Genomic DNA, 19612 nt, shown 5'->3' with positions numbered 1-19612 from the left:
TTTCAGCCCCGAGGCCCGCCCATGACCGACGCTTCCGACGTGATCCTCGAGCGTCTCATGGCGCTGCACCCGAAAGTCATCGATCTGTCCCTCGACCGGATGGAGCGGCTGCTCGCCGCCCTCGGCAACCCCCAGCACGACCTTCCGCCGGTGATCCATATCGCGGGCACGAACGGGAAGGGCTCGACCCAGGCGATGATCCGCGCGGGACTGGAGGCGGCTGGCAAGCGCGTCCATGCCTATACCTCACCGCATCTGGCGCGGTTTCACGAACGGATCCGTCTTGCCGGCGAACTGATCTCTGAGACCGACCTGGCCGCGCTTCTCGATGAGGTCGAAGCCGCGAATGACGGCGAGGCGATCACCTTCTTCGAGGTGACGACCGCCGCTGCCCTTCTGGCCTTCGCTCGCACCCCGGCCGATTTCACCTTGCTCGAAGTCGGGCTTGGCGGGCGGCTCGATGCGACGAATGTGATCGACCGCCCCGCGCTCACGATCATCACGCCGGTCTCGATCGACCATCAGCAATTCCTGGGCGAAACGCTCCCCGAGATCGCCGGCGAGAAGGCCGGGATCATCAAGCGCGGCGTGGCCTGCATTGTCGGCCCGCAGCAAGAGGCCGGCCTCGAAGTGATCGAGGCGAAGGCCGAGCGTCTCGGCGCGCCGGTCCTTGCCTATGGACAGCACTGGCAAGTCTGGGAGGAGCGCGACCGGCTGATCTTCCAGGATGAGGCCGGCCTGCTCGACCTGCCTCTGCCGAACCTGCCCGGCCCGCATCAGATCATGAATGCCGGGGCGGCGCTGGCGTCCCTGCGGCATCTGGGCTTCGACGAGGCCGCCTGCGAGGCTGCCGTGACACAAGCCGAATGGCCCGCCCGGATGCAGCGTCTGCGCCACGGGCCATTGGTCGAGGCCGCGCCCAAGGCCGAGCTCTGGCTCGATGGCGGGCACAATCCGGCGGCGGGCGAGACGATCGCGGCAACGCTTGCGCGGATGCCCAAACGCCCGACCCACCTGATCTGCGGCATGCTCAACACCAAGGACGTGACCGGCTACCTGCGCCCGCTCGCAGCCCATGCCGCCTCGCTGCACGCCGTCTCGATCCCGGGCGAGGCGAACACGCTGCCCGCCGAGACCACCGCCGAGGCCGCCCGCGCCGTCGGGATGCAGGCCAGCCCGTCATCCTCCGTCGGCGTCGCTCTGGCCGAAATCGTCGCCGCCGATCCGCAGGCCCGCATCCTCATCTGCGGCTCGCTCTATCTTGCCGGACGCATCCTGCGCGAGAACGGCTGAGGCTGCGAGTTCGCACGCTTTCTGTGCAGCACCTCCGGTGGCATTGCGCCTGCCCCGCCCCTATCCTTTGCACGAACAGCGAAGGGGACAGCCATGCAGCTTGAGCTTGGGATCGACACGTTCGGAGATGTGACACGCGGGCCGGACGGGCTCTTGCGCAGTCATGCGCAGGTGATCCGCGATACGCTGGCCGAGGGGGAACTCGCCGATCAGGTCGGGCTCGATTACATCGGGCTTGGCGAACATCACCGCCCCGATTTCGCGATCGCCTCGACCGAGCCGATCCTCTCCGCGATCCTGGCCCGCACCGCCAAGATCAAGGCGGGCACCTCGGTCACCGTGCTCTCCTCGGACGATCCGATCCGCGTCTTCCAGCGTTTCGCGACGCTCGACGCGCTGGCGCCCGGACGCGCCGAGATCACCATCGGGCGTGGGTCTTTCACCGAGAGCTTTCCGCTCTTCGGGTTCGATCTGAACGATTACGAAGTGCTGTTCTCCGAGAAATCGCAATTGCTGCACCTTCTGGCCACGCAAGAGAGGGTCAGCTTCGAGGGCCAGACCCGACCGCCCCTTAAAAACGTCACCGTCTATCCGCGCCCCGAAACGCCACTGCGTATCTGGCGCGGGGTCGGCGGCACACCACAATCGGTGGTCGAGGCCGCAGCGATGCAGATGGACCTGATGATTGCGATCATCGGCGGGGATTCGACCCGATTCCGGCCTCACGTGGACCTTTTCCACCGCGCCCATGCACAGATGGGAACCAAACCGGGCAGGATCGGCGTGCACTCCCCGGGCCATATCGCCGAGACGGACGAGATCGCCCGCGAGGAATATTACGAAGGCTATGCGCGCATGCATGACGCGATCGGGCGCTCGCGCGGCTGGCCGCCGTTCCGGCGCGAAGCCTACCTGTCAGAGATCGAACACGGCTCGCTCTATATCGGCAGCCCCGAGACCGTGGCGCGCAAGATCGCGCGGACGGTCAAGGCGTTGGGTCTGTCTCGCTTCACGCTGAAATATAGCGGTGGGCCGCAGGACCCCGCGCATCTGCGCAAGACGATCGAGCTTTACGGCACGAAGGTGCGCCCGCTGCTGGCGGAGATGCTGGCCTAGGCCTCTGCGGCCCAATCCGCGCCTTGCATCTCGCGCAGGCGGCTGGCGGTGCGTTCGAATTCGAACGTGCCCTCACCCTCGACATAGAGCCGTTCGGGTTCGTCGGCGGCCGAGCAGATCAGACGCACCTTCGCCTCGTAGAGCGCGTCGATCAGCGTCACGAAACGCTTGGCCTCGTTGAAGTTCGAGGCGGATAACAGCGGGATATCGTCGAGCAGCAACACGCGCACCGCATCGGCCACGGCGAGGTAGTCGGCGGGGCCGAGCGGCTGCGCGCACAGATCCCAGAAACTCGCACGCCCGACGCCCGCATGGAAATGCGGAAGCTCCACCTTTCGACCCTTCACGGTCAGTTCGAGCGTATGCACCGCGTCATGCCCCGTCAGCTCGTCCCAAAGCGCGTCCATTTTCGCGCGCGCCTCGCGGCCAGCAGGGGTGAAATAGACCTGCTCGCCCGACAGGCGGTGCTGTCGGTAATCGGTCTCGGAGGCCAGTTCGTACACGTCGAGCTTGTCGCGGATCAGCGTGATGAAGGGCAGGAAGAGCTGGCGGTTGAGGCCGTTCTTGTAAAGGTCTTCCGGCGGGCGGTTCGAGGTGGTGACCACGGTCACGCCACGCTCGAACAGCGCCTCGAACAGACGTCCCACGATCATCGCATCGGCGATGTCGGTGATCTGCATCTCGTCGAAGCACAGCAGCCGCAGCGAGCCCGCGACCTCCTCGGCCACCGGACGCATCGCGTCGATCGTGTTGGCACGGCGGGCGTCTTCCAGCTTGCCCTGGATTTCTTGCATGAAAGCGTGAAAATGCACGCGGCGCTTGGGCACGTCGGTCTGGCCGAAGAACATGTCCATCAGCATCGACTTGCCGCGCCCGACCCCGCCCCAGACATAAAGCCCGCGCACGCCGTCGACCGGTTTCACCTTTCGCGAGAAAAACCCGCGTTTCGCGGGTTCGGGTTTGGGGGCCGCTTCGAGCGCGACGCGGATCTCTTCGAGCTTCGGCAGGACGGCGCGCTGCGCGGCATCGGGGTTCAGATCCCCTTGCGCGACCATCATGTCGTAAAATTCGGGCAAGCTGCGTTTCATGGGGTTCCGATATAGCGCGCTCGCGGGATTGAAAAGCCCCGCCGCTTGCGCGAGCATCGGCGCCAAGGAGGACCCCATGGCCAAAGATCTGCCTGTGCTCGGCGCCGCGCTGAGCCTCGACATGTTCGCCCATCACCGCGACTGGATCCTTGCCGATCAGCGGGATCTGGAATTGCAAAGCTTTTGCTGGCCCAATTCCTCCGACGCCGACCTGCGCAAGATGGTGGCCCGCGCCAAGGAGCTGCTTGACGGCTATGAGGGGCGGCTGGGGCTGCACGGGCCTTTCACCTCCTTCAATATCGATTGCGCCGACCCCGAAATCATCGAGGTTATCCGCACAAGAATGCTGCGGGTGCTGGAGATCACCGCAGAGCTGGGCGGCGACCAGATGGTGATCCATTCGCCCTATTCGCTTTGGAAAGAGACCGACCTGCAACAAAACCCGGCGATCGGGTTCATCCAGGTGGAACGGGTCCGCTATGTCCTGACCCCGGTGATTGATCGCGCCGAGGAATTGGGCGTGACGCTGGTGATCGAGAATGTCGAGGACATCACGCCGGGGCTGCGCGTCGATCTGGCGGCGAAGATGAAGAGCAAGGCGGTGAAAGTCTCTCTCGACACGGGCCACGCGCAATTCATGCACCGTCGCTGCGGCGCGCCGCCTGTGGACGTGTTCGTCCATGCGGCGGGCACCGCGCTGCAACACGTCCATCTTCAGGATATCGACGGCTATGGCGACCGGCACTGGCATCCGGGAGAGGGCACGATCGCCTGGCATTCGGTCTTCACCGCGCTGAACAAGTTGCCGGAGATGCCGAGGCTGATCCTCGAGGTGAATGACGAGGTTGGCCTGCGCAAGGGCGCGGATTATCTGGCATCACTGGGTCTTGCGCGGTAACGGCTTCGTGCAGGTCCGGTCCCTGCCTTGTGAAGCACGGGGGCAAAGCGTAGTCTCTGCGCCGCAGAAAAAGCCGACAGGAGTGATCATGGCCAAACCGACCCCGCAACGTCTCCACCTCGTCTTCGGCGGCGAACTCGTGACCCCGAGCCGCACCGAGTTCAAGAATGTGGAAGATATCCATATCGTCGGCATGTTCCCGAACTATGCCTCCGCCTATGCGGCCTGGAAGGCCGAGGCGCAGCGTACGGTGGACGACGCCCATACGCGCTATTTCATCGCGCATCTGCATCGTCTGCGCGACGAAGAACTCGAAGTTTCGACCACCGAAGAACTCGGCGGCTGAGCGGACGCGCGAGGCAGTCGATAGATGGTGCGATCCCTTCCCCTCTGGCTTCGGCTGCGACTGGCCTCGCTGCGTCCGGCCGGGCCACAGGCGAAAGCCGCGGCCGGGATCGCGCGCGGGGAGGGGCCGCTGCTCTGGGTCTGGTCGGGGCGGAAAAACGCCAAGGCGGCTGCGGTGCTGGTGCGTCGCATCGCGGCCAAAATGCCCGAGGCCCGGATCGTGCTGACCCTGCCCGAGGGGGCATCGGAGCCGCGCTCTCTGCCTGAGGGCGCGCTTTGCCTGCCGCGCCCCGAAGATCGTCCCGCCTCGATCCGGCTCGTGCTCGAGGCGTGGCGCCCCGATCTGGTGCTGGTGATGGGCGACGAGATGTCCGCGGCGCTGGTGACCGAGGCCGAACGCCTCTCGGTTTCGCTGATCATGGCCGATGCGCATTTCGGCGAGGGGCAGCACCTGCGCCTCGACGACGCGACCCTGACGCTGCTTGAGAAATTCGACCGCATCTATCTGCGCGACAGCAACAGCCTTCCGCTGGTAAGCGATCGCCTCTCGGGACCGATGATCTCGGTCAGCGATGCGGCGATGAGCGAGCCGCCCGAGCCGCTTTACAGCTCTGAGGCCGAGCGCGCCTCGATGGCGGAATCGATGGGGGCGCGCCCGGTCTGGCTCGCCGCTGCGGTGCCCGAGGACGAACTCGATGCCGTTCTGGCCGCGCATCGCTATGCCCAGCGCCACGCCCATCGCCTGCTGCTGCTGCTGGCGCCCGATCTCGAGGAGGACGGAGCCACCCTTGCCGAACGCCTCGGCGCCGAGGGCTGGTCGGTCGCGCGGCGCTCGCTCGAGGGCGAACCCGAGCCGACAACCGAGATCTTCATTGCCGATGACGCGCTCGAATATGGGCTGTGGTACCGGCTGGCCGCACTGAGCTACATGGGCGGGACGCTGTCGGGCAAGGCCAAGAACCCGCGCACGCCGATCGAGGCCGCGACGCTTGGCTCGGCTATCGTCCATGGACCCAGTCTCGAGCCCTATCGCGCGGAATATCTCCGTCTCGAAGGGGCCAAAGCCTGTCGCGGCGTACGCACCTCCGACGACCTTCCGGAATTGCTGGCGGATCTCATTTCGCCGGAGCGGTCCGCGCAACTGGCGCATAATGCCTGGGCGGTGACGTCCGGCGGCGCGGGAGCTGTCGAAACCGTGGCGCGCGATCTGACCGAGATCCTGTCGGGCGCGCAACCGTCGAGGGCAGCCTGATGGGAGCGCCGGCGTTCTGGTTCACGCGCCCCGATGCGCCAGCGCTGCGCGCGCGGCTTCTGAGCCCGCTCGGCGCAGTTTATGCCGCAATGACGCGCAAGCGAGTACGTCAGGCGGGGCTGCGGCTGAACGTTCCGGTGATCTCGGTCGGCAATATCAACGCAGGCGGCACCGGCAAGACGCCCACGGTGATCTGGCTGGTGCAGCATCTTGCCGCGCGCGGGGTCAACGCCCATGTCGTCACGCGCGGTTATGGTGGCTCGCTTGAAGGCCCGGTGCAAGTGAACGAGCGCGAGCACAGCGCCGATCAGACCGGTGACGAACCGCTGCTCCTCTCGGCTTTCGCGCCGACCTGGGTCGCCAAGGACCGCGCAACAGGAGCACAAGCGGCGGTGGCGGCCGGGGCGCAGGCGATCATTCTTGACGATGCGCATCAGAACCCGGCGCTGGAGAAGGATCTCGCGATCGTCGTGGTCGATGCGCATAAGGGTTTCGGAAATGGCCGTTGCCTGCCCGCCGGACCGCTGCGCGAGCCGGTGGAAGCTGGCCTGGCCCGCGCCGATCTTGTGCTCTCCATCGGCGGCGAGACAGCGCAGAATGATTTCTCTGCTTTCTGGGGTTCCAGAATTTTGAAACCCCACCTGACCGGGTTCCTGGCGCCGCTTCAAACCGGGATGGATTGGGAGGGATTGGCCGTGCTCGCCTTTGCCGGCATCGGTCACCCCGAGAAATTCTTCGCCACCCTGCGCGACCTCGGAGCCAATCTTGTGCGCGGAGAGGCGCTTGAAGATCACCAGCCCTTTACCCCACGCCTCCTGCACCGGATCGAGACCGAAGCACAGCTTCTGGGCGCGCAGATGGTGACGACCGAGAAAGATGCCGTGCGCCTGCCCGCGAGCTTCCGACCGAAAGTGCTGGCGCTGCCGGTGCGGCTGGAGATATCCGAGCCCTCCGCGATCAACGCCGCACTCGAAAAACTCGGGCTCTGACAGAAAAAGGCCGGCCCCGCGGGACCGGCCTGACGTCGAATGCCGACGCGATCAGTTGGCGGCTTTCGCCAGATCGTCGTCGAGGATCTTCTTGAAATCGCCCCAGGACATGTTGGAGTATTTCGTCCCGTTGATGATGAAGCTCGGCGTCGCGTCGATCTTGTCGGCCGAAGCGTTCTTCTGGTAGGTCGCGACGAGCTGCTCGGCACGTTTTTCGTCGTTCATGCAGGTCGTGATCTGATCCTTGGTGAGACCGGCCTGAAGACCGATCTTGTGCAGATTGTTCACGATGGTCTGCTGCTTGCCGTCGCCGATCCACTCGCGCTGCTTGTCATAGAGCATGTTCGAGATGGCGTAGTATTTCATGTCGCCGCCGCATTGCGCGATCAGCCCGGCCCACAGACCGAACTTGTCGAAATACACTTCGCGCTGGATGAACTTCACCTTGCCGGTGTCGATATATTCGGCCTTCAGCTTCGGGAATTCCCCGGCGTGCCAGTCCGCACAATGCGGGCAGGTGTAGGAGGCATATTCGATCACCGTCACCGGTGCGTCATCCTGGCCCAGAACCACGTCGGGCAGTGTTTGCACGGCGCTCTGCTCCGCACTCGCTTCTTGCGCCTGCGCCGCGGTGATCAGGCTCGCCTCGCTGTGCTGGCTGGCATACCAGCCGCCCGCGGCGAGAACGCCCGCGACGGCCATGCCGCCAAGGATCGAGAGAGATTTGCTCATGTATCAGCCTTTCTTCTGTCCGGCCCGCTCTGCGGACCTCGATAGAACGTTTCTTGCCAGTTGTTCCAGCGCCGATTTCAGACCCTCGTCCGTGCAATCGGCGACCTGCTCATGCGCCTTGGCCACGATACGCGGATCGGGCGTGCGCGGTTCAGACTTCGGTTTCGGAGTGAATTGCGCCTGACCTTCGGCAAAGCCGGTCGGCGCGGTCTGGGTCAGCGAGATGCGCGAGATCGCATTATACCCGTAGCAGGCATTCACTTTCTCGCGGATCTGCGGCAGCTGCATCTGAAGCATCGGCGCGGCCGCTCCGGTCGTCAGCAACGTCAGCGTCGCCCCGAGCCCGCCCTTCGAATAGCCGATCTTGACGGGACGGCATTGTGCGGCCGTGTCCTCGCCCACCACCTCGGCCCAATGCGTCAGAAGCCGCGAAACCGCGAAACCCCGCGCCTCGCCCGCCGAACGAATTCGGTTGCGCAGAAGCCGACCTGCGGCCTCGAAGCCACGCATGCGCCTTTCGGGCGGGGATTGCGGATCGTTCTTACTCATACAGGGCGAGGTTCCTCTTGATCCGTCCCATTCTAAGCAGCACATCGGGTCGGGCCAACCGATCCTGAAGAGGGGAGCATAAACATTGCGTGACGGTAAAGGGGCAATCGGCGAAAGCCTGCTCAAATGGTACGATGCTCATGCGCGTGTACTGCCGTGGCGTGTGTCGCCTGCTGATCTCGCAGAGGGCGTGGTGCCCGATCCCTATCGCGTCTGGCTCTCCGAGGTCATGCTGCAACAGACCACGGTCGCTGCGGTGCGAGACTATTTCCGGCGCTTCACCGAGCGCTGGCCGGATGTCGCGGCGCTTGCGTCGGCCGAGGATGCGGATGTCATGGCCGAATGGGCGGGGCTTGGCTACTACGCCCGCGCCCGGAACCTGCTGAAATGCGCGCGCGTGGTGGCTCAGGATCTGGATGGCGTGTTCCCGGGAACGGCAACTGAGCTGCAAAAGCTCCCCGGTATAGGCCCCTACACCGCCGCCGCCATCGCCGCGATCGCCTACGACGAGCCGGTCGCGGTGGTCGATGGCAACGTGGAGCGCGTGGTCTCCCGACTGTTCTCCGTCGAGACGCCCCTTCCGGCTGCAAAGCCGGAACTGAACGCGCTCACGGCTGAAATCACTCCGCGGTCCCGGCCGGGCGACTTCGCACAGGCGATGATGGATCTCGGCGCCACGATCTGCACCCCGCGCAATCCGACCTGCGGGATATGTCCCCTGGTGGGGGAGTGCGATGCGCGCAGCCGAGGGATTGCCGAGACCCTGCCCCGTAAAGCACCGAAGAAAGAGAAACCGACACGCAGGGGCTTCGCTTATGTGGTGATGAACGCCGCAGGCGATGTGCTGCTCGAACGGCGTCCGGATAAGGGGCTGCTCGGGGGCACCTTGGGCTTTCCCGGCTCGGACTGGTCCGAAGCGCCGACCCCGACGCCCCCGCTCGCAGCGGACTGGGTCGAATCCCCGATGGAGGTGCGCCACACCTTCACCCATTTCCACCTGATCCTGAGCGTCCACGTTGCGCGAGCGGATACAGACGGCCTCACCCCCCGCGACACCTTCCGCCCCGCCGATCTGCCCACGCTGATGCGCAAGGTCTGGGACGCCGCCCAAAGCGCCGATTGGCCGCAAGCCTGAGCGATTGAAACGGGTTAGCCTTAGGCTAAGATGGCCGCGCAACAACCGGGACCTCCCCATGTCGAGCCGCGACGAGATCCGCCGCCCCGCCCACGCCTTGCCCTTCTGGCTCTCGCTCGGCACCGTGCCGCTGGCGATGATCGAGGCACGGTTCGGCGGCTGGACCCTGACCCTGCTGCCCGCCTATGCGTGGTGGCTGACGACGCTGCTCGATCAGTTGCTCGGTCGGAATGAGGACCAGCCCGACACGGACACGCCCGAGGCGGATCTTTTCTGGTATCGCGCGATCACCCTGATCTGGTTCCCGATACAGGCGGCGGTGATCTTCGGCACGATCTGGTGGGTGACGCATACGGACCACCTGAACGGGCTCGAAATCGTCGCGCTGATGTTCGGCGTTGGCGTGATCTCGGGCACGATCGGCATCGTCTATGCGCATGAGCTGCTGCACCAGAAGACCAAGCTCGAGCGCTGGCTCGGCGATCTTCTGCTGGCCACGGTTCTCTATTCCCATTTCCGCACCGAGCATCTTCTGGTCCATCACCTCTGGGTCGGCACGCCACGCGATGCGGTTTCGGCGCGCTACAACGAGGGCTTTCACCGCTTCTTCTGGCGCGTGCTCTTCGAATGCCCCGGCTCGGCATGGAAGGCCGAGAAGCTGAAGCTCAGCCGCGCGGGCCGCCCGGTCTGGCATGGCTCCAACCCGTTCTGGCGCTACGCCGCGCTGCAAGCGCTGGCGTTGATCGCCGCCTTCGCGATCGGCGGCTGGATGGGGCTGGGTCTCTTTGTGCTGCAAGCCTTCTTCGCGGTCTGGCAGCTGGAGCTGACCAACTATGTCGAGCATTACGGGCTGACCCGCCAATACAAGGGCGACGGGCGTTATGAACATGTCCTGCCGCGCCATAGCTGGAACGCCGATCACATGGCCTCGAACTGGCTGTTGATCAATCTCCAGCGCCATTCGGATCACCATTACAAACCCGACCGCCGCTTCCCGCTCTTGCAAACCTACGATGCCGAGGAGGCGCCGCAATTGCCCTTCGGCTATCCCGGCATGACGGCGCTGGCGATGATCCCCCCACTCTGGCGGCGCCGCATGAACCCGCGGGTGCGCGCCTGGCGCCGCAAATACTACCCCGAGATCGAGGACTGGACGCCTTACAACAAGGGCACGACACCGCTCCCGCGTGGATCTTTCTGACCCCCCTTCCTCTTGGCATAAATATCCCCGCCGGAGGCTCCCTCATGCGCCGTTTGTGCGGGTCTCAGGTCACGACGCGCAGCGTGAGATTTATCCGGCCGCCATTCGGCATGAGCGGACAGGTGCCGGGCTCGATCCGGTCGATGCCGTGATAAAGGAGCCGCGCCTCACCTCCCATCACCATGACATCGCCGGAACGCAGCCAGAGGCTTTCGGTCTTGCCCCCGCGCGTTGCGTTGCCGATCCGAAAGAGCCCGTCATCGCCCAGTGAGACCGACACGACCGGATGATCGAAATCCGCCTCGTCGCGATCCTGATGCATCCCCATCCTCGCATTCTCGCCGTAGAAGTTGATCAGGCAGCATTCCGGGGCGCGTGTCGTGCCCGAAACCGCCTCCCAGATCCGCAGGACCGATTGCGGGATCGGCGGCCACGGATGACCATCTGGATGGGTCTCCGAATAACGGTAGCCCCGCCGGTCCGAGACCCAGCCGAAGCGCCCCGCCGAGGTCATCCGCACCGACATCGGCTTGCCGTAAGGCGTCATCGGCGAGAACAGCGGCGCCTTTGCCACCAACCCGCGCAGCTCTTCGATCAGGCTTTTCTGCTCTTCCAGCGTCAGCCAGCCGGGATAATGCCGGAAGCCACGAATTTCCTGCGGCGCGGGGCGTGCGGTTGCGTCCTCGGGAATTTCTGTCATTTTCTCGCAATCTTCCTCGGGGGAGCCTTCTTGCAGGCCGATTTGGCCCTCCTTATATACGCTTCGAAGCCGGTCGCGGACCACAGCGTCCTCCGGCAGGACATGAAACCGAAACCCAAGGGATAGGGGCCGGGGGCCTGATTGGACCCGCACCCCGCCATATCGCCAAGAGAGGTAACATCATGGGTAAAGTCATTGGTATCGACCTCGGGACCACGAACTCCTGCGTCGCCATCATGGATGGTGCGCAACCCCGAGTGATCGAAAACTCCGAAGGGGCGCGCACCACCCCCTCGATCGTCGCTTACACCGACGATGAACGTCTGGTCGGCCAGCCGGCGAAGCGTCAGGCGGTCACCAACCCGTCCAACACCATCTTCGCCGTCAAGCGCCTGATCGGCCGCCGCACCACCGATGCGGAAGTCGAGAAGGACAAGAAACTCGTCCCCTACAACATCGTCGATGGCGGCAATGGCGACGCATGGGTCGAAGTGAAGGGTGAGAAATACTCCCCCGCGCAGGTGTCGGCCGTCATTCTTCAGAAGATGAAGGAAACTGCCGAGAGCTATCTGGGCGAGGAAGTCACGCAGGCCGTCATCACCGTGCCCGCCTACTTCAACGACGCCCAGCGTCAGGCGACGAAAGACGCGGGCAAGATCGCCGGCCTCGAAGTGCTGCGCATCATCAACGAGCCGACTGCGGCTGCGCTCGCTTACGGCCTCGACAAGAAAGAAACGAAAACCATCGCGGTCTATGACCTCGGCGGCGGTACCTTCGACATCACCATCCTCGAGATCGACGATGGCCTGTTCGAAGTGAAATCGACCAACGGCGACACCTTCCTCGGTGGTGAAGACTTCGACATGCGCATCGTGAACTACCTCGCCGAGGAGTTCAAAAAAGAGCATGGCGTCGATCTGACCAAGGACAAGATGGCGCTCCAGCGTCTGAAGGAAGCGGCCGAAAAGGCGAAGATCGAACTCTCGAGCTCGAGCCAGACCGAAATCAACCAGCCCTTCATTTCGATGGGCAAGGACGGCACGCCGCTGCACATGGTCATGAAGCTGACCCGTGCGAAGCTGGAAAGCCTCGTGGGCGATCTGATCAAGGCCTCGCTCAAGCCCTGCGCCGCCGCGCTGAAAGATGCCGGCGTGTCGAAGGACGAGATCGACGAGGTCGTGCTCGTCGGTGGTATGACCCGCATGCCGAAAGTCGTGGAAGAAGTGACCAACTTCTTCGGCAAGGAGCCGCATAAGGGTGTGAACCCGGACGAAGTCGTGGCGCTTGGCGCGGCCATTCAGGCCGGCGTTCTGCAAGGCGACGTGAAAGACGTGGTCCTGCTCGACGTGACCCCGCTGTCGCTGGGCATCGAGACGCTGGGTGGTGTCTTCACCCGCCTGATCGACCGCAACACGACGATCCCGACCAAGAAGTCGCAGATCTTCTCGACCGCGGAAGACAACCAGAACGCAGTGACGATCCGCGTCTTCCAGGGCGAGCGCGAGATGGCCGCGGACAACAAGCTGCTGGGCATGTTCAACCTCGAGAACATCCCGCCGGCGCCGCGCGGCATGCCGCAGATCGAAGTGACCTTCGACATCGACGCAAACGGCATCGTGTCCGTTTCGGCGAAGGACAAGGGCACCGGCAAGGAGCAGAAGATCACGATCCAGGCCTCGGGCGGTCTGTCCGACGAAGAGATCGAGAAAATGGTTCAGGACGCCGAGGCGAATGCCGAGGCCGACAAGTCCCGCAAGGAACTCGTCGAGACCAAGAACCAGGGCGAATCGCTCCTGCACTCGACCCGCAAATCGCTCGAAGAGCATGGCGACAAGGTCGATGCCTCGACGGTCGAAGTGATCGAACTGGCTGCCAACGCGCTTGAGGAAGCCCTCAAGACCGAGGAAGCCGGCAAGATCAAGGGCGCCATCCAGAACCTCACGGATGCGGCGATGAAACTCGGCGAGGCCATCTACAAGGCCGAGCAGGAGAAAGCCGGTCAGGGCGAGGCCTCGGACGAAGACGAGCCGCGCGATGTCGATGACGATATCGTCGATGCCGACTTCGAGGACCTGGGCGAGGACAAGCGCAAGTAATTGCGCGCGGAACGTCGGGCGGGCCTGCCGAATCTAGGCGGGCCCGTTCCCATGTTCCCCCAAGAGGGGTAGCCAATGGCAAAACGTGACTATTACGACGTTCTGGGAATCGCCAAGGGCGCCTCGGCCGAAGAGATCAAGAAGGCCTATCGCAAGAAGGCCAAGGAACTCCATCCCGACCGCAACTCCGACAATCCCGATGCCGAATCCCAGTTCAAGGAAGCGAACGAGGCTTACGACGTTCTGAAGGATCCCGAGAAGAAGGCAGCCTATGACCGCTTCGGTCACGCGGCCTTCGAGGGTGGCATGGGCGGCGGCCCGCGGCCCGGTGGCGGTTTCGGCGGCGGTCCGGGTCAGGGCGACTTCGCCTCGGCCTTCTCGGATGTGTTCGAGGATCTGTTCGGCGACTTCATGGGTGGCCGTGGTGGTGGCAATCCGCGCTCGCGTGCGCAACGCGGCTCGGATCTGCGCTACAATCTGCGCGTCACGCTTGAAGAGGCGTTCAAGGGCACCCAGAAGACGATCAACGTGCCGTCCTCGGCGGCCTGTACCGCCTGTAACGGCACCGGTGCCGAAGGCGGGGCAGAACCGCAAACCTGTCCGACCTGTTCGGGGTTGGGCAAGGTGCGCGCGCAAAACGGCTTCTTCACCGTCGAGCGGACCTGCCCGACCTGTGGTGGCCAGGGCCAGGTGGTCAAGAACCCCTGCAAGGTCTGCCATGGCGCAGGCCGGGTGGAGACCGATCGCCAGCTTCAGGTCAACATCCCTCCGGGGGTGGAGACGGGCACCCGCATCCGCCACGCCGGCGAAGGCGAGGCGGGTCTGCGCGGCGGTCCCTCGGGCGATCTCTATATCTTCATCGAGGTCCAGCCGCACCAGATCTTCGAGCGCGACGGCACCGATCTGCATTGCCGCGTGCCGGTGAGCATGGCGACGGCCGCCCTGGGTGGCGAGGTCGAGGTGCCGACGATCGACGGCGGGCGCTCGCGCGTGAAGATCCCGGCGGGCAGTCAATCGGGCCGGCAGATGCGACTGCGCGGCAAGGGCATGCCGGCGCTGCGCGGCGGCGGGGTCGGTGACATGTTCATCGAACTCGCGGTCGAGACGCCGGTGAACCTGACCGCGCGCCAAAAGGAGATCCTGAAGGAATTTCAGGAGATCGAGGCCGAGAACAACCCGGAAGGGGCGAGCTTCTTCAAGAAGGTCAAGAACTTCTGGGATGGCATGACGCAATGAGAAGGCGCCTTCGGGCGCCTTTTTCATATCCCGTATTCCGTGCCGGTTAAGCCTTTGTTCATCGCGAATCGGCCATGCTGCCCGCATGGACGAGACCTCGCATAGCTGCCAAGAATCCCCGCTGCCGCTGTTTGGCGCTCAGGCCGCCACGCCGGTCGCGGCCCCGGGCAAGCAGCCCTCTTACCTCATCGATCACCGCCGACGTCTGCGGGAACGGTTCATGGAGGGCGGCGCGCGGGCGATGCCGGATTACGAACTCCTCGAACTCGTGCTGTTTCGCGCAATTCCCCGGCAAGACGTGAAACCGCTCGCGCGTCGCCTGATCGACAGTTTCGGGGATTTCGGGCGTGTGGTCTCTGCCCCGCCCGCGCGTCTGCGCCAGGTGACCGGCGTGGGCGAGGCCGTGATCCAGGAGCTCAAGATCGTCGAAGCCGCCTCGCAGCGACTGGCGCGCTCGAAGGTGATGCAGCGGCCGGTGCTAAGTTCGTGGGAGGCACTTATCGATTACTGTCACACCACCATGTCCCATGCCGAGACAGAGCAATTCCGCCTGCTGTTGCTCGATCGAAAGAACAGGCTGATCGCGGATGAGGAGCAGGGTCGCGGCACAGTGGATCATGTGCCGGTCTATCCGCGCGAGGTGATCAAGCGTGCGCTGGAGGCCAATGCCTCGGCGCTGATCCTGGTGCACAACCACCCCTCGGGCGACCCTACCCCATCAGAAGCTGACATCGTGATCACCCGCCAGATTGCGCAGGCAGCCGAACTGTTCGGGATCGTGCTGCACGACCATCTGATCCTGGGTAAGGATCGCGAGGTCAGCCTGCGTGCAGAGGGCTTTTACTGAGTGGCGGCGTTCGCGGCCATCTGATTGGCGAAACCGGGCAACGACAACACGACCGCCCCGCCATCGGCCGGGCAGCTCGGCAGGTCGATCTCGAGAGGCGTCTCGGGATGCGCCCGACCGCCGACCACATTCCAAACAGACCCTGTCACGGTCTTGCCGCAGTTATCTTCATTGAGCGCGATATCGAGCTCGAGCCCGACCTCCGTCAGATCCGATGGCGCGGTATAGATTTCGACCTGCTTGCCATCGACCGTCTGGAACTGCGCCATGTACCCGCCCTTGGGCGTATCATAGGTGCGCGGCGTGGCGATACTGACATGCCCCGCCTCGTCAAACCCGGCGCCATTCTCATAGGCGTTGAGATGCATCTCGTCGCCTTGCGCGCTGATCAGGATCGCGCGGTTGACGCGATCGATGCCGGCGACGGAGACGCTGTTCCGCGCGATGCGTTCACCATGCGCGAAGACCGTCAGTTCCGCCTGCGCATCGAGAACGGGCAGCATCTCGGACCAGTTCCCACGTCCGTCGGTCCGCCCTTCGAGCATCAGCTTGCCATCATGAAGCACGATTTCGGAATTGCGCTGGCAGGGGGCGGTAAGAGTGACGCGCAACAGGCCCGCCCCGCTCGCATCCGCGCTCAGCTGCGCGGGTGCGCAATCGGGCAGGCTCGCGCCTTTTTCTGCAAACCCCGGCGCTGGGGAGGCGGCGCTCTCAGGCGCGTTCATCTGCGGCAGGGTGCGCGGCATGGCAAAGCCGTCTCCCATGGCGCTCGCCATGGTGGGGATCATCCCCACGCCCGTGTCGCGCACGATGTTGCGGCTCGGAGGATTGCGCAGGACGGTCTGGCTGATGAGCTGCACGCGCGCGATCGGCGGCTTCAACATCGGCTTGGGCAGGCGCGGCGCAATCCGGTCCTGCCAATCGGCGATCGGCATCATCGGCGCGATGTAGTCGGTATCGAGCGCAGGCGAAGGCCCAACGGTCTGCATGACATGGCCAGTCGCGGCTGCGAGCAGGAAGGTCGCGCCGATCATGGATATCTTGCGGATATTGCGCATCAAGGCCTCCGGCAGACTTACTTACCGGAGATTTAATGGGGGAAAGCGGCGAAGCCGGGCGCGAATTGAGAAAACTTTGCGGCACGCTAAGGTTGAGCGTTTCGCAAATATTGTGAAATCTCTATTGAATTTCGACTAGATATGGAAAAGGCGGCCCTCGCCGCCTTTTCTTTGCCGTATTTCGTCAGACGAGCTGACCGTGGCAGTGCTTGAACTTCTTGCCCGAACCACAGGGGCAGGGGTCGTTGCGCGCCGGATCGCCCCAGGTCGCAGGCTCGGATTCGTCGAAACCGGGCAGCGCCTCGGCCACCACTTCCGCCTCCTCTGCCGGGACGGCCGAAGCCTCGGCGACATCGGCTTGCGGGGCGGTCTGAGGCTGCATCTGCGCCTGCATCTGCTCCTGCTCTTCGGCCGTCAGGGGACGGATGCGCATGAGCTGCTGGGTCACCTCCGAGCGCAGGCTGTCGAGCATGATCTCGAAAAGCTGGAAGCTCTCGGTCTTGAACTCCGACAGCGGATCACGCTGCGCATAGCCGCGGAAGCCGATGGTCTGGCGCAGCTGGTCGAGCGTGACGAGGTGTTCGCGCCATTTCGCGTCGATGATCTGCAAGAGCACCTGCTTTTCGATGAGCTGCATCGTCTCGGGGCCGAACGCCTCGGCCTTCTCGGCCATCATCGTGTCGGTGGCCTCTTCGAGACGTTCGATCACCACGTCCTGATCGACGCCCTCTTCCTCGGCCCATTTCGCGATCGGCGCGTCGAGGCTCAACTGCTCCATCACCGCCTGATGCATACCCTCGACATCCCATTGGTCGGCATAGCTTTTCGGCGGCATGTAGCGATCCACGAGATCCTCGATGACCTGCACGCGCATGTCGCGGGTGATCTCGCCGACCTCTTCGCTTTCCATGATCTCACGACGCTGCGAGAAGACCGCTTTCCGCTGGTCGTTCATCACATCGTCGAATTTCAAGAGTTGCTTGCGGATGTCGAAGTTGCGGCCTTCGACCTTCGCCTGAGCGCGTTCAAGCGACTTGTTCACCCAGGGGTGAATGATCGCTTCGCCCTCTTTCATCCCGAGCTTCGACAGAACCGCATCAAGCTTGTCCGAGCCGAAGATACGCATCAGGTCGTCTTCGAGCGAGAGGAAGAACAGCGAGCGGCCCGGGTCGCCCTGACGGCCCGAGCGGCCGCGCAGCTGGTTGTCGATGCGGCGGCTCTCGTGGCGTTCGGTCGCGAGCACGAAGAGACCACCGGCCTCCAGCACCTTCTGCTTCTCGTCGGCGGTCTCGGCCTCGATCCGCTTGCGGACCTCTTCGGGATCGGCCTCGGGGTTCGCGGCGAGCTCGTCCTGCACACGCATCTCGACATTGCCACCAAGCTGGATGTCGGTGCCGCGCCCGGCCATGTTCGTCGCGATCGTCACCGCGCCCAGACGGCCTGCCTCGGCCACGATCTGCGCTTCCTGCTCGTGCTGGCGGGCGTTCAGAACGTTATGCTTGATGCCAGCCTGGGTCAGCATTTCCGAGAGCATCTCGGATTTCTCGATCGATGTCGTGCCGACAAGGATCGGCTGGCCCTTCTCATGCGCCTTGAGGATCGCCTGCACCACCGCGTCGTATTTCTCTTTTGCAGTGCGATAGACGCGATCGTGATCGTCCTTGCGGGCGATCGGGCGGTTCGTGGGGATCTCGACGACGCCGAGCGAATAGATCTCGGCGAATTCCTCGGCCTCGGTAGCCGCGGTGCCGGTCATGCCGCCAAGCTTGTTGTAGAGGCGGAAGTAGTTCTGGAAGGTCACCGAGGCCAGCGTCACGTTCTCGGGCTGGATCTGCACGCCTTCCTTCGCTTCGATTGCCTGATGCAGGCCTTCGGACAGGCGGCGGCCCTTCATCATGCGGCCGGTGAATTCGTCGATCAACACGACATCGCCACCCATGACGACATAGTTCTGATCCTTGAAGAACAGTTTGTGGGCCCGCAGCGCCTGGTTCACGTGGTGAACGATGGTGGTGCTTTCGGGATCGTAGAGCGACTGGCCCTCGGGGAGCACACCCGCCTCGTGCAGGATCTGCTCGAGGAATTCGTTACCCTCTTCAGTGAAGGTCGCGGTGCGCTGTTTCTCGTCGACGGTGTAGTGCTCTTCGCTCAGCTGGGGGATGAACTTGTCGAGCGTGACGTAAAGCTCCGAGCGGTCATCCGACGGGCCGGAGATGATCAGCGGCGTGCGCGCCTCGTCGATCAGGATCGAGTCCACCTCGTCGATGATCGCGAAGAAATGGCCGCGCTGCATCATCTGGTCGACCGAGGTCTTCATGTTGTCGCGCAGGTAGTCGAAGCCCAGCTCGTTATTGGTCGCGTAGGTCACGTCCGCGGCATAGGCGAGCTTCTTCTCGGGCTCGGGCTGGAACGGCACCACGACGCCACAGCTCAGGCCGAGCGCGTTATAGACCTTGCCCATCCATTCCGAGTCGCGGCGGGCGAGGTAGTCGTTCACGGTGACGACATGCACACCCTTGCCCGCGAGCGCGTTCAGATAGGCCGGGAAGGTCGCGACGAGGGTTTTGCCCTCACCTGTCTTCATCTCGGCGATGTTGCCCTGATGCAGGAAGATCCCGCCGATCAGCTGCACGTCGAAGGCGCGCAGACCAAGCGCGCGCTTCGCGGCTTCGCGGCAGTTGGCGAAGGCTTCGGGCAGGATCTTGTCGAGGCTTTCGCCCTCTTCCTGCACGCGGCGCTGAAACTCGCGTGTCTTTTCAATGAGCTGCTCATCGGTGAGCGGCGCAAACTCTTCTTCCAGTGCGTTGATCTTGGCCACCAGCGGGCGCACCGATTTCACCTTGCGGTCGTTCGATGAACCGAAGACCTTCTTCGCGAGTGTTCCGATGCCGAGCATGTAATCTCCGAGGGTAGCTGACCAGATCGTTATTCCCGACGCCTTGCTGCGAGGGGTTTGGCTGCCTAGAAGAGCGAGCGAAACAAGGCTGAAACGGCTCTTACAGACCCTTGGCGATGTAAGGGGCGACTGCCAGAGTGTCAACGCCGCCAGAAGACGCGGCCCAAAGGGAGTGGCAAGG

Annotated in this window: 17 protein-coding genes; 11 read left to right on the top strand and 6 right to left on the bottom strand. The window is 63.9% G+C overall.

Annotation, left to right across the window (positions count from 1 at the left end):
* Nucleotides 1–21 precede the first annotated feature (21 nt).
* Both BMI90_RS05875 and BMI90_RS05870 read left to right on the top strand, forming a co-directional pair.
* The gene (locus BMI90_RS05875; RefSeq protein WP_078526957.1) at nt 22–1293 is read left to right on the top strand and encodes a folylpolyglutamate synthase/dihydrofolate synthase family protein; all 1272 of its coding nucleotides are present in this window, start codon (nt 22–24) and stop codon (nt 1291–1293) included.
* Nucleotides 1294–1386: 93 nt separating this feature from the next.
* Entirely contained in the window at nt 1387–2409 is a 1023-nt protein-coding gene (locus tag BMI90_RS05870) for an LLM class flavin-dependent oxidoreductase (protein ID WP_078526955.1), read from the top strand.
* Here the strand turns inward: BMI90_RS05870 and zapE are convergent.
* On the bottom strand, nt 2406–3497 hold the full coding sequence (zapE, locus tag BMI90_RS05865) for a cell division protein ZapE (RefSeq protein ID WP_078527268.1): 1092 nt from the start codon (nt 3495–3497) through the stop codon (nt 2406–2408). The genes BMI90_RS05870 and zapE overlap by 4 nt on opposite strands.
* Nucleotides 3498–3573: 76 nt before the next feature.
* Here zapE and BMI90_RS05860 point away from each other — a divergent pair, with 76 nt between their 5' ends.
* From BMI90_RS05860 to lpxK, 4 genes are all read left to right on the top strand, one after another.
* The gene (locus BMI90_RS05860; protein ID WP_078526953.1) at nt 3574–4395 is read left to right on the top strand and encodes a sugar phosphate isomerase/epimerase family protein; all 822 of its coding nucleotides are present in this window, start codon (nt 3574–3576) and stop codon (nt 4393–4395) included.
* Nucleotides 4396–4483: 88 nt separating this feature from the next.
* On the top strand, nt 4484–4741 hold the full coding sequence (locus tag BMI90_RS05855; RefSeq protein ID WP_078526950.1) for a DUF4170 domain-containing protein: 258 nt from the start codon (nt 4484–4486) through the stop codon (nt 4739–4741).
* A 24-nt stretch (nt 4742–4765) separates the two neighbouring features.
* The gene (locus BMI90_RS05850) at nt 4766–5992 is read left to right on the top strand and encodes a glycosyltransferase N-terminal domain-containing protein (RefSeq protein ID WP_078526948.1); all 1227 of its coding nucleotides are present in this window, start codon (nt 4766–4768) and stop codon (nt 5990–5992) included.
* On the top strand, nt 5992–6981 hold the full coding sequence (lpxK, locus tag BMI90_RS05845) for a tetraacyldisaccharide 4'-kinase (RefSeq protein WP_078526945.1): 990 nt from the start codon (nt 5992–5994) through the stop codon (nt 6979–6981). The genes BMI90_RS05850 and lpxK overlap by 1 nt, the downstream gene beginning before the upstream one ends.
* Before the next feature lie 51 nt (nt 6982–7032).
* Here the strand turns inward: lpxK and BMI90_RS05840 are convergent, their stop codons facing one another.
* Nucleotides 7033–7713, bottom strand: a complete 681-nt coding sequence (locus BMI90_RS05840; RefSeq protein WP_078526943.1) for a DsbA family protein — start codon at nt 7711–7713, stop codon at nt 7033–7035.
* Nucleotides 7714–7716: 3 nt separating this feature from the next.
* The gene (locus BMI90_RS05835) at nt 7717–8262 is read right to left on the bottom strand and encodes a DUF721 domain-containing protein (RefSeq protein ID WP_246831489.1); all 546 of its coding nucleotides are present in this window, start codon (nt 8260–8262) and stop codon (nt 7717–7719) included.
* A gap of 85 nt (nt 8263–8347) precedes the next feature.
* On the opposite strand from BMI90_RS05835, the gene mutY reads away from it, so the two are divergent.
* Complete coding sequence (gene mutY / locus BMI90_RS05830; RefSeq protein WP_078526927.1) at nt 8348–9397, top strand: A/G-specific adenine glycosylase; 1050 nt, start codon at nt 8348–8350, stop codon at nt 9395–9397.
* A gap of 58 nt (nt 9398–9455) precedes the next feature.
* Nucleotides 9456–10598, top strand: coding sequence for an alkane 1-monooxygenase (locus tag BMI90_RS05825; RefSeq protein ID WP_078526925.1), 1143 nt, complete (start codon nt 9456–9458; stop codon nt 10596–10598).
* A gap of 64 nt (nt 10599–10662) precedes the next feature.
* Here the strand turns inward: BMI90_RS05825 and BMI90_RS05820 are convergent, their stop codons facing one another.
* On the bottom strand, nt 10663–11298 hold the full coding sequence (locus BMI90_RS05820; RefSeq protein WP_078527265.1) for an alpha-ketoglutarate-dependent dioxygenase AlkB: 636 nt from the start codon (nt 11296–11298) through the stop codon (nt 10663–10665).
* 182 nt (nt 11299–11480) lie between these two features.
* On the opposite strand from BMI90_RS05820, the gene dnaK reads away from it, so the two are divergent.
* The 3 genes from dnaK (at nt 11481) to radC (ending at nt 15477) form a co-directional block, all read left to right on the top strand.
* Nucleotides 11481–13394 carry a molecular chaperone DnaK gene (dnaK, locus tag BMI90_RS05815; RefSeq protein ID WP_078526923.1) on the top strand — a complete coding sequence of 638 codons (1914 nt, stop codon included), beginning with the start codon at nt 11481–11483 and terminating at the stop codon, nt 13392–13394.
* Nucleotides 13395–13469: 75 nt separating this feature from the next.
* A complete protein-coding gene (gene dnaJ, locus BMI90_RS05810; RefSeq protein ID WP_078526921.1) occupies nt 13470–14630 on the top strand; it encodes a molecular chaperone DnaJ in 1161 nt (386 codons plus the stop codon).
* Between the two features lie 85 nt (nt 14631–14715).
* A complete protein-coding gene (gene radC / locus BMI90_RS05805; RefSeq protein ID WP_078526919.1) occupies nt 14716–15477 on the top strand; it encodes a DNA repair protein RadC in 762 nt (253 codons plus the stop codon).
* On the opposite strand, the gene BMI90_RS05800 is transcribed toward radC, so the two are convergent.
* The gene (locus tag BMI90_RS05800; protein WP_078526917.1) at nt 15471–16535 is read right to left on the bottom strand and encodes a hypothetical protein; all 1065 of its coding nucleotides are present in this window, start codon (nt 16533–16535) and stop codon (nt 15471–15473) included. The genes radC and BMI90_RS05800 overlap by 7 nt on opposite strands.
* A gap of 184 nt (nt 16536–16719) precedes the next feature.
* Nucleotides 16720–19431: a preprotein translocase subunit SecA gene (gene secA, locus BMI90_RS05795; RefSeq protein WP_078526915.1), complete on the bottom strand. Its 2712-nt coding sequence runs from the start codon at nt 19429–19431 to the stop codon at nt 16720–16722.
* Between the last annotated feature and the right edge of the window lie 181 nt (nt 19432–19612).

This window comes from Thioclava sp. L04-15 (assembly GCF_002020275.1).
GTDB classification, from domain to species: Bacteria; Pseudomonadota; Alphaproteobacteria; order Rhodobacterales; family Rhodobacteraceae; genus Thioclava; species Thioclava marina.
This window is presented reverse-complemented; position numbering and strand designations above follow the sequence as displayed.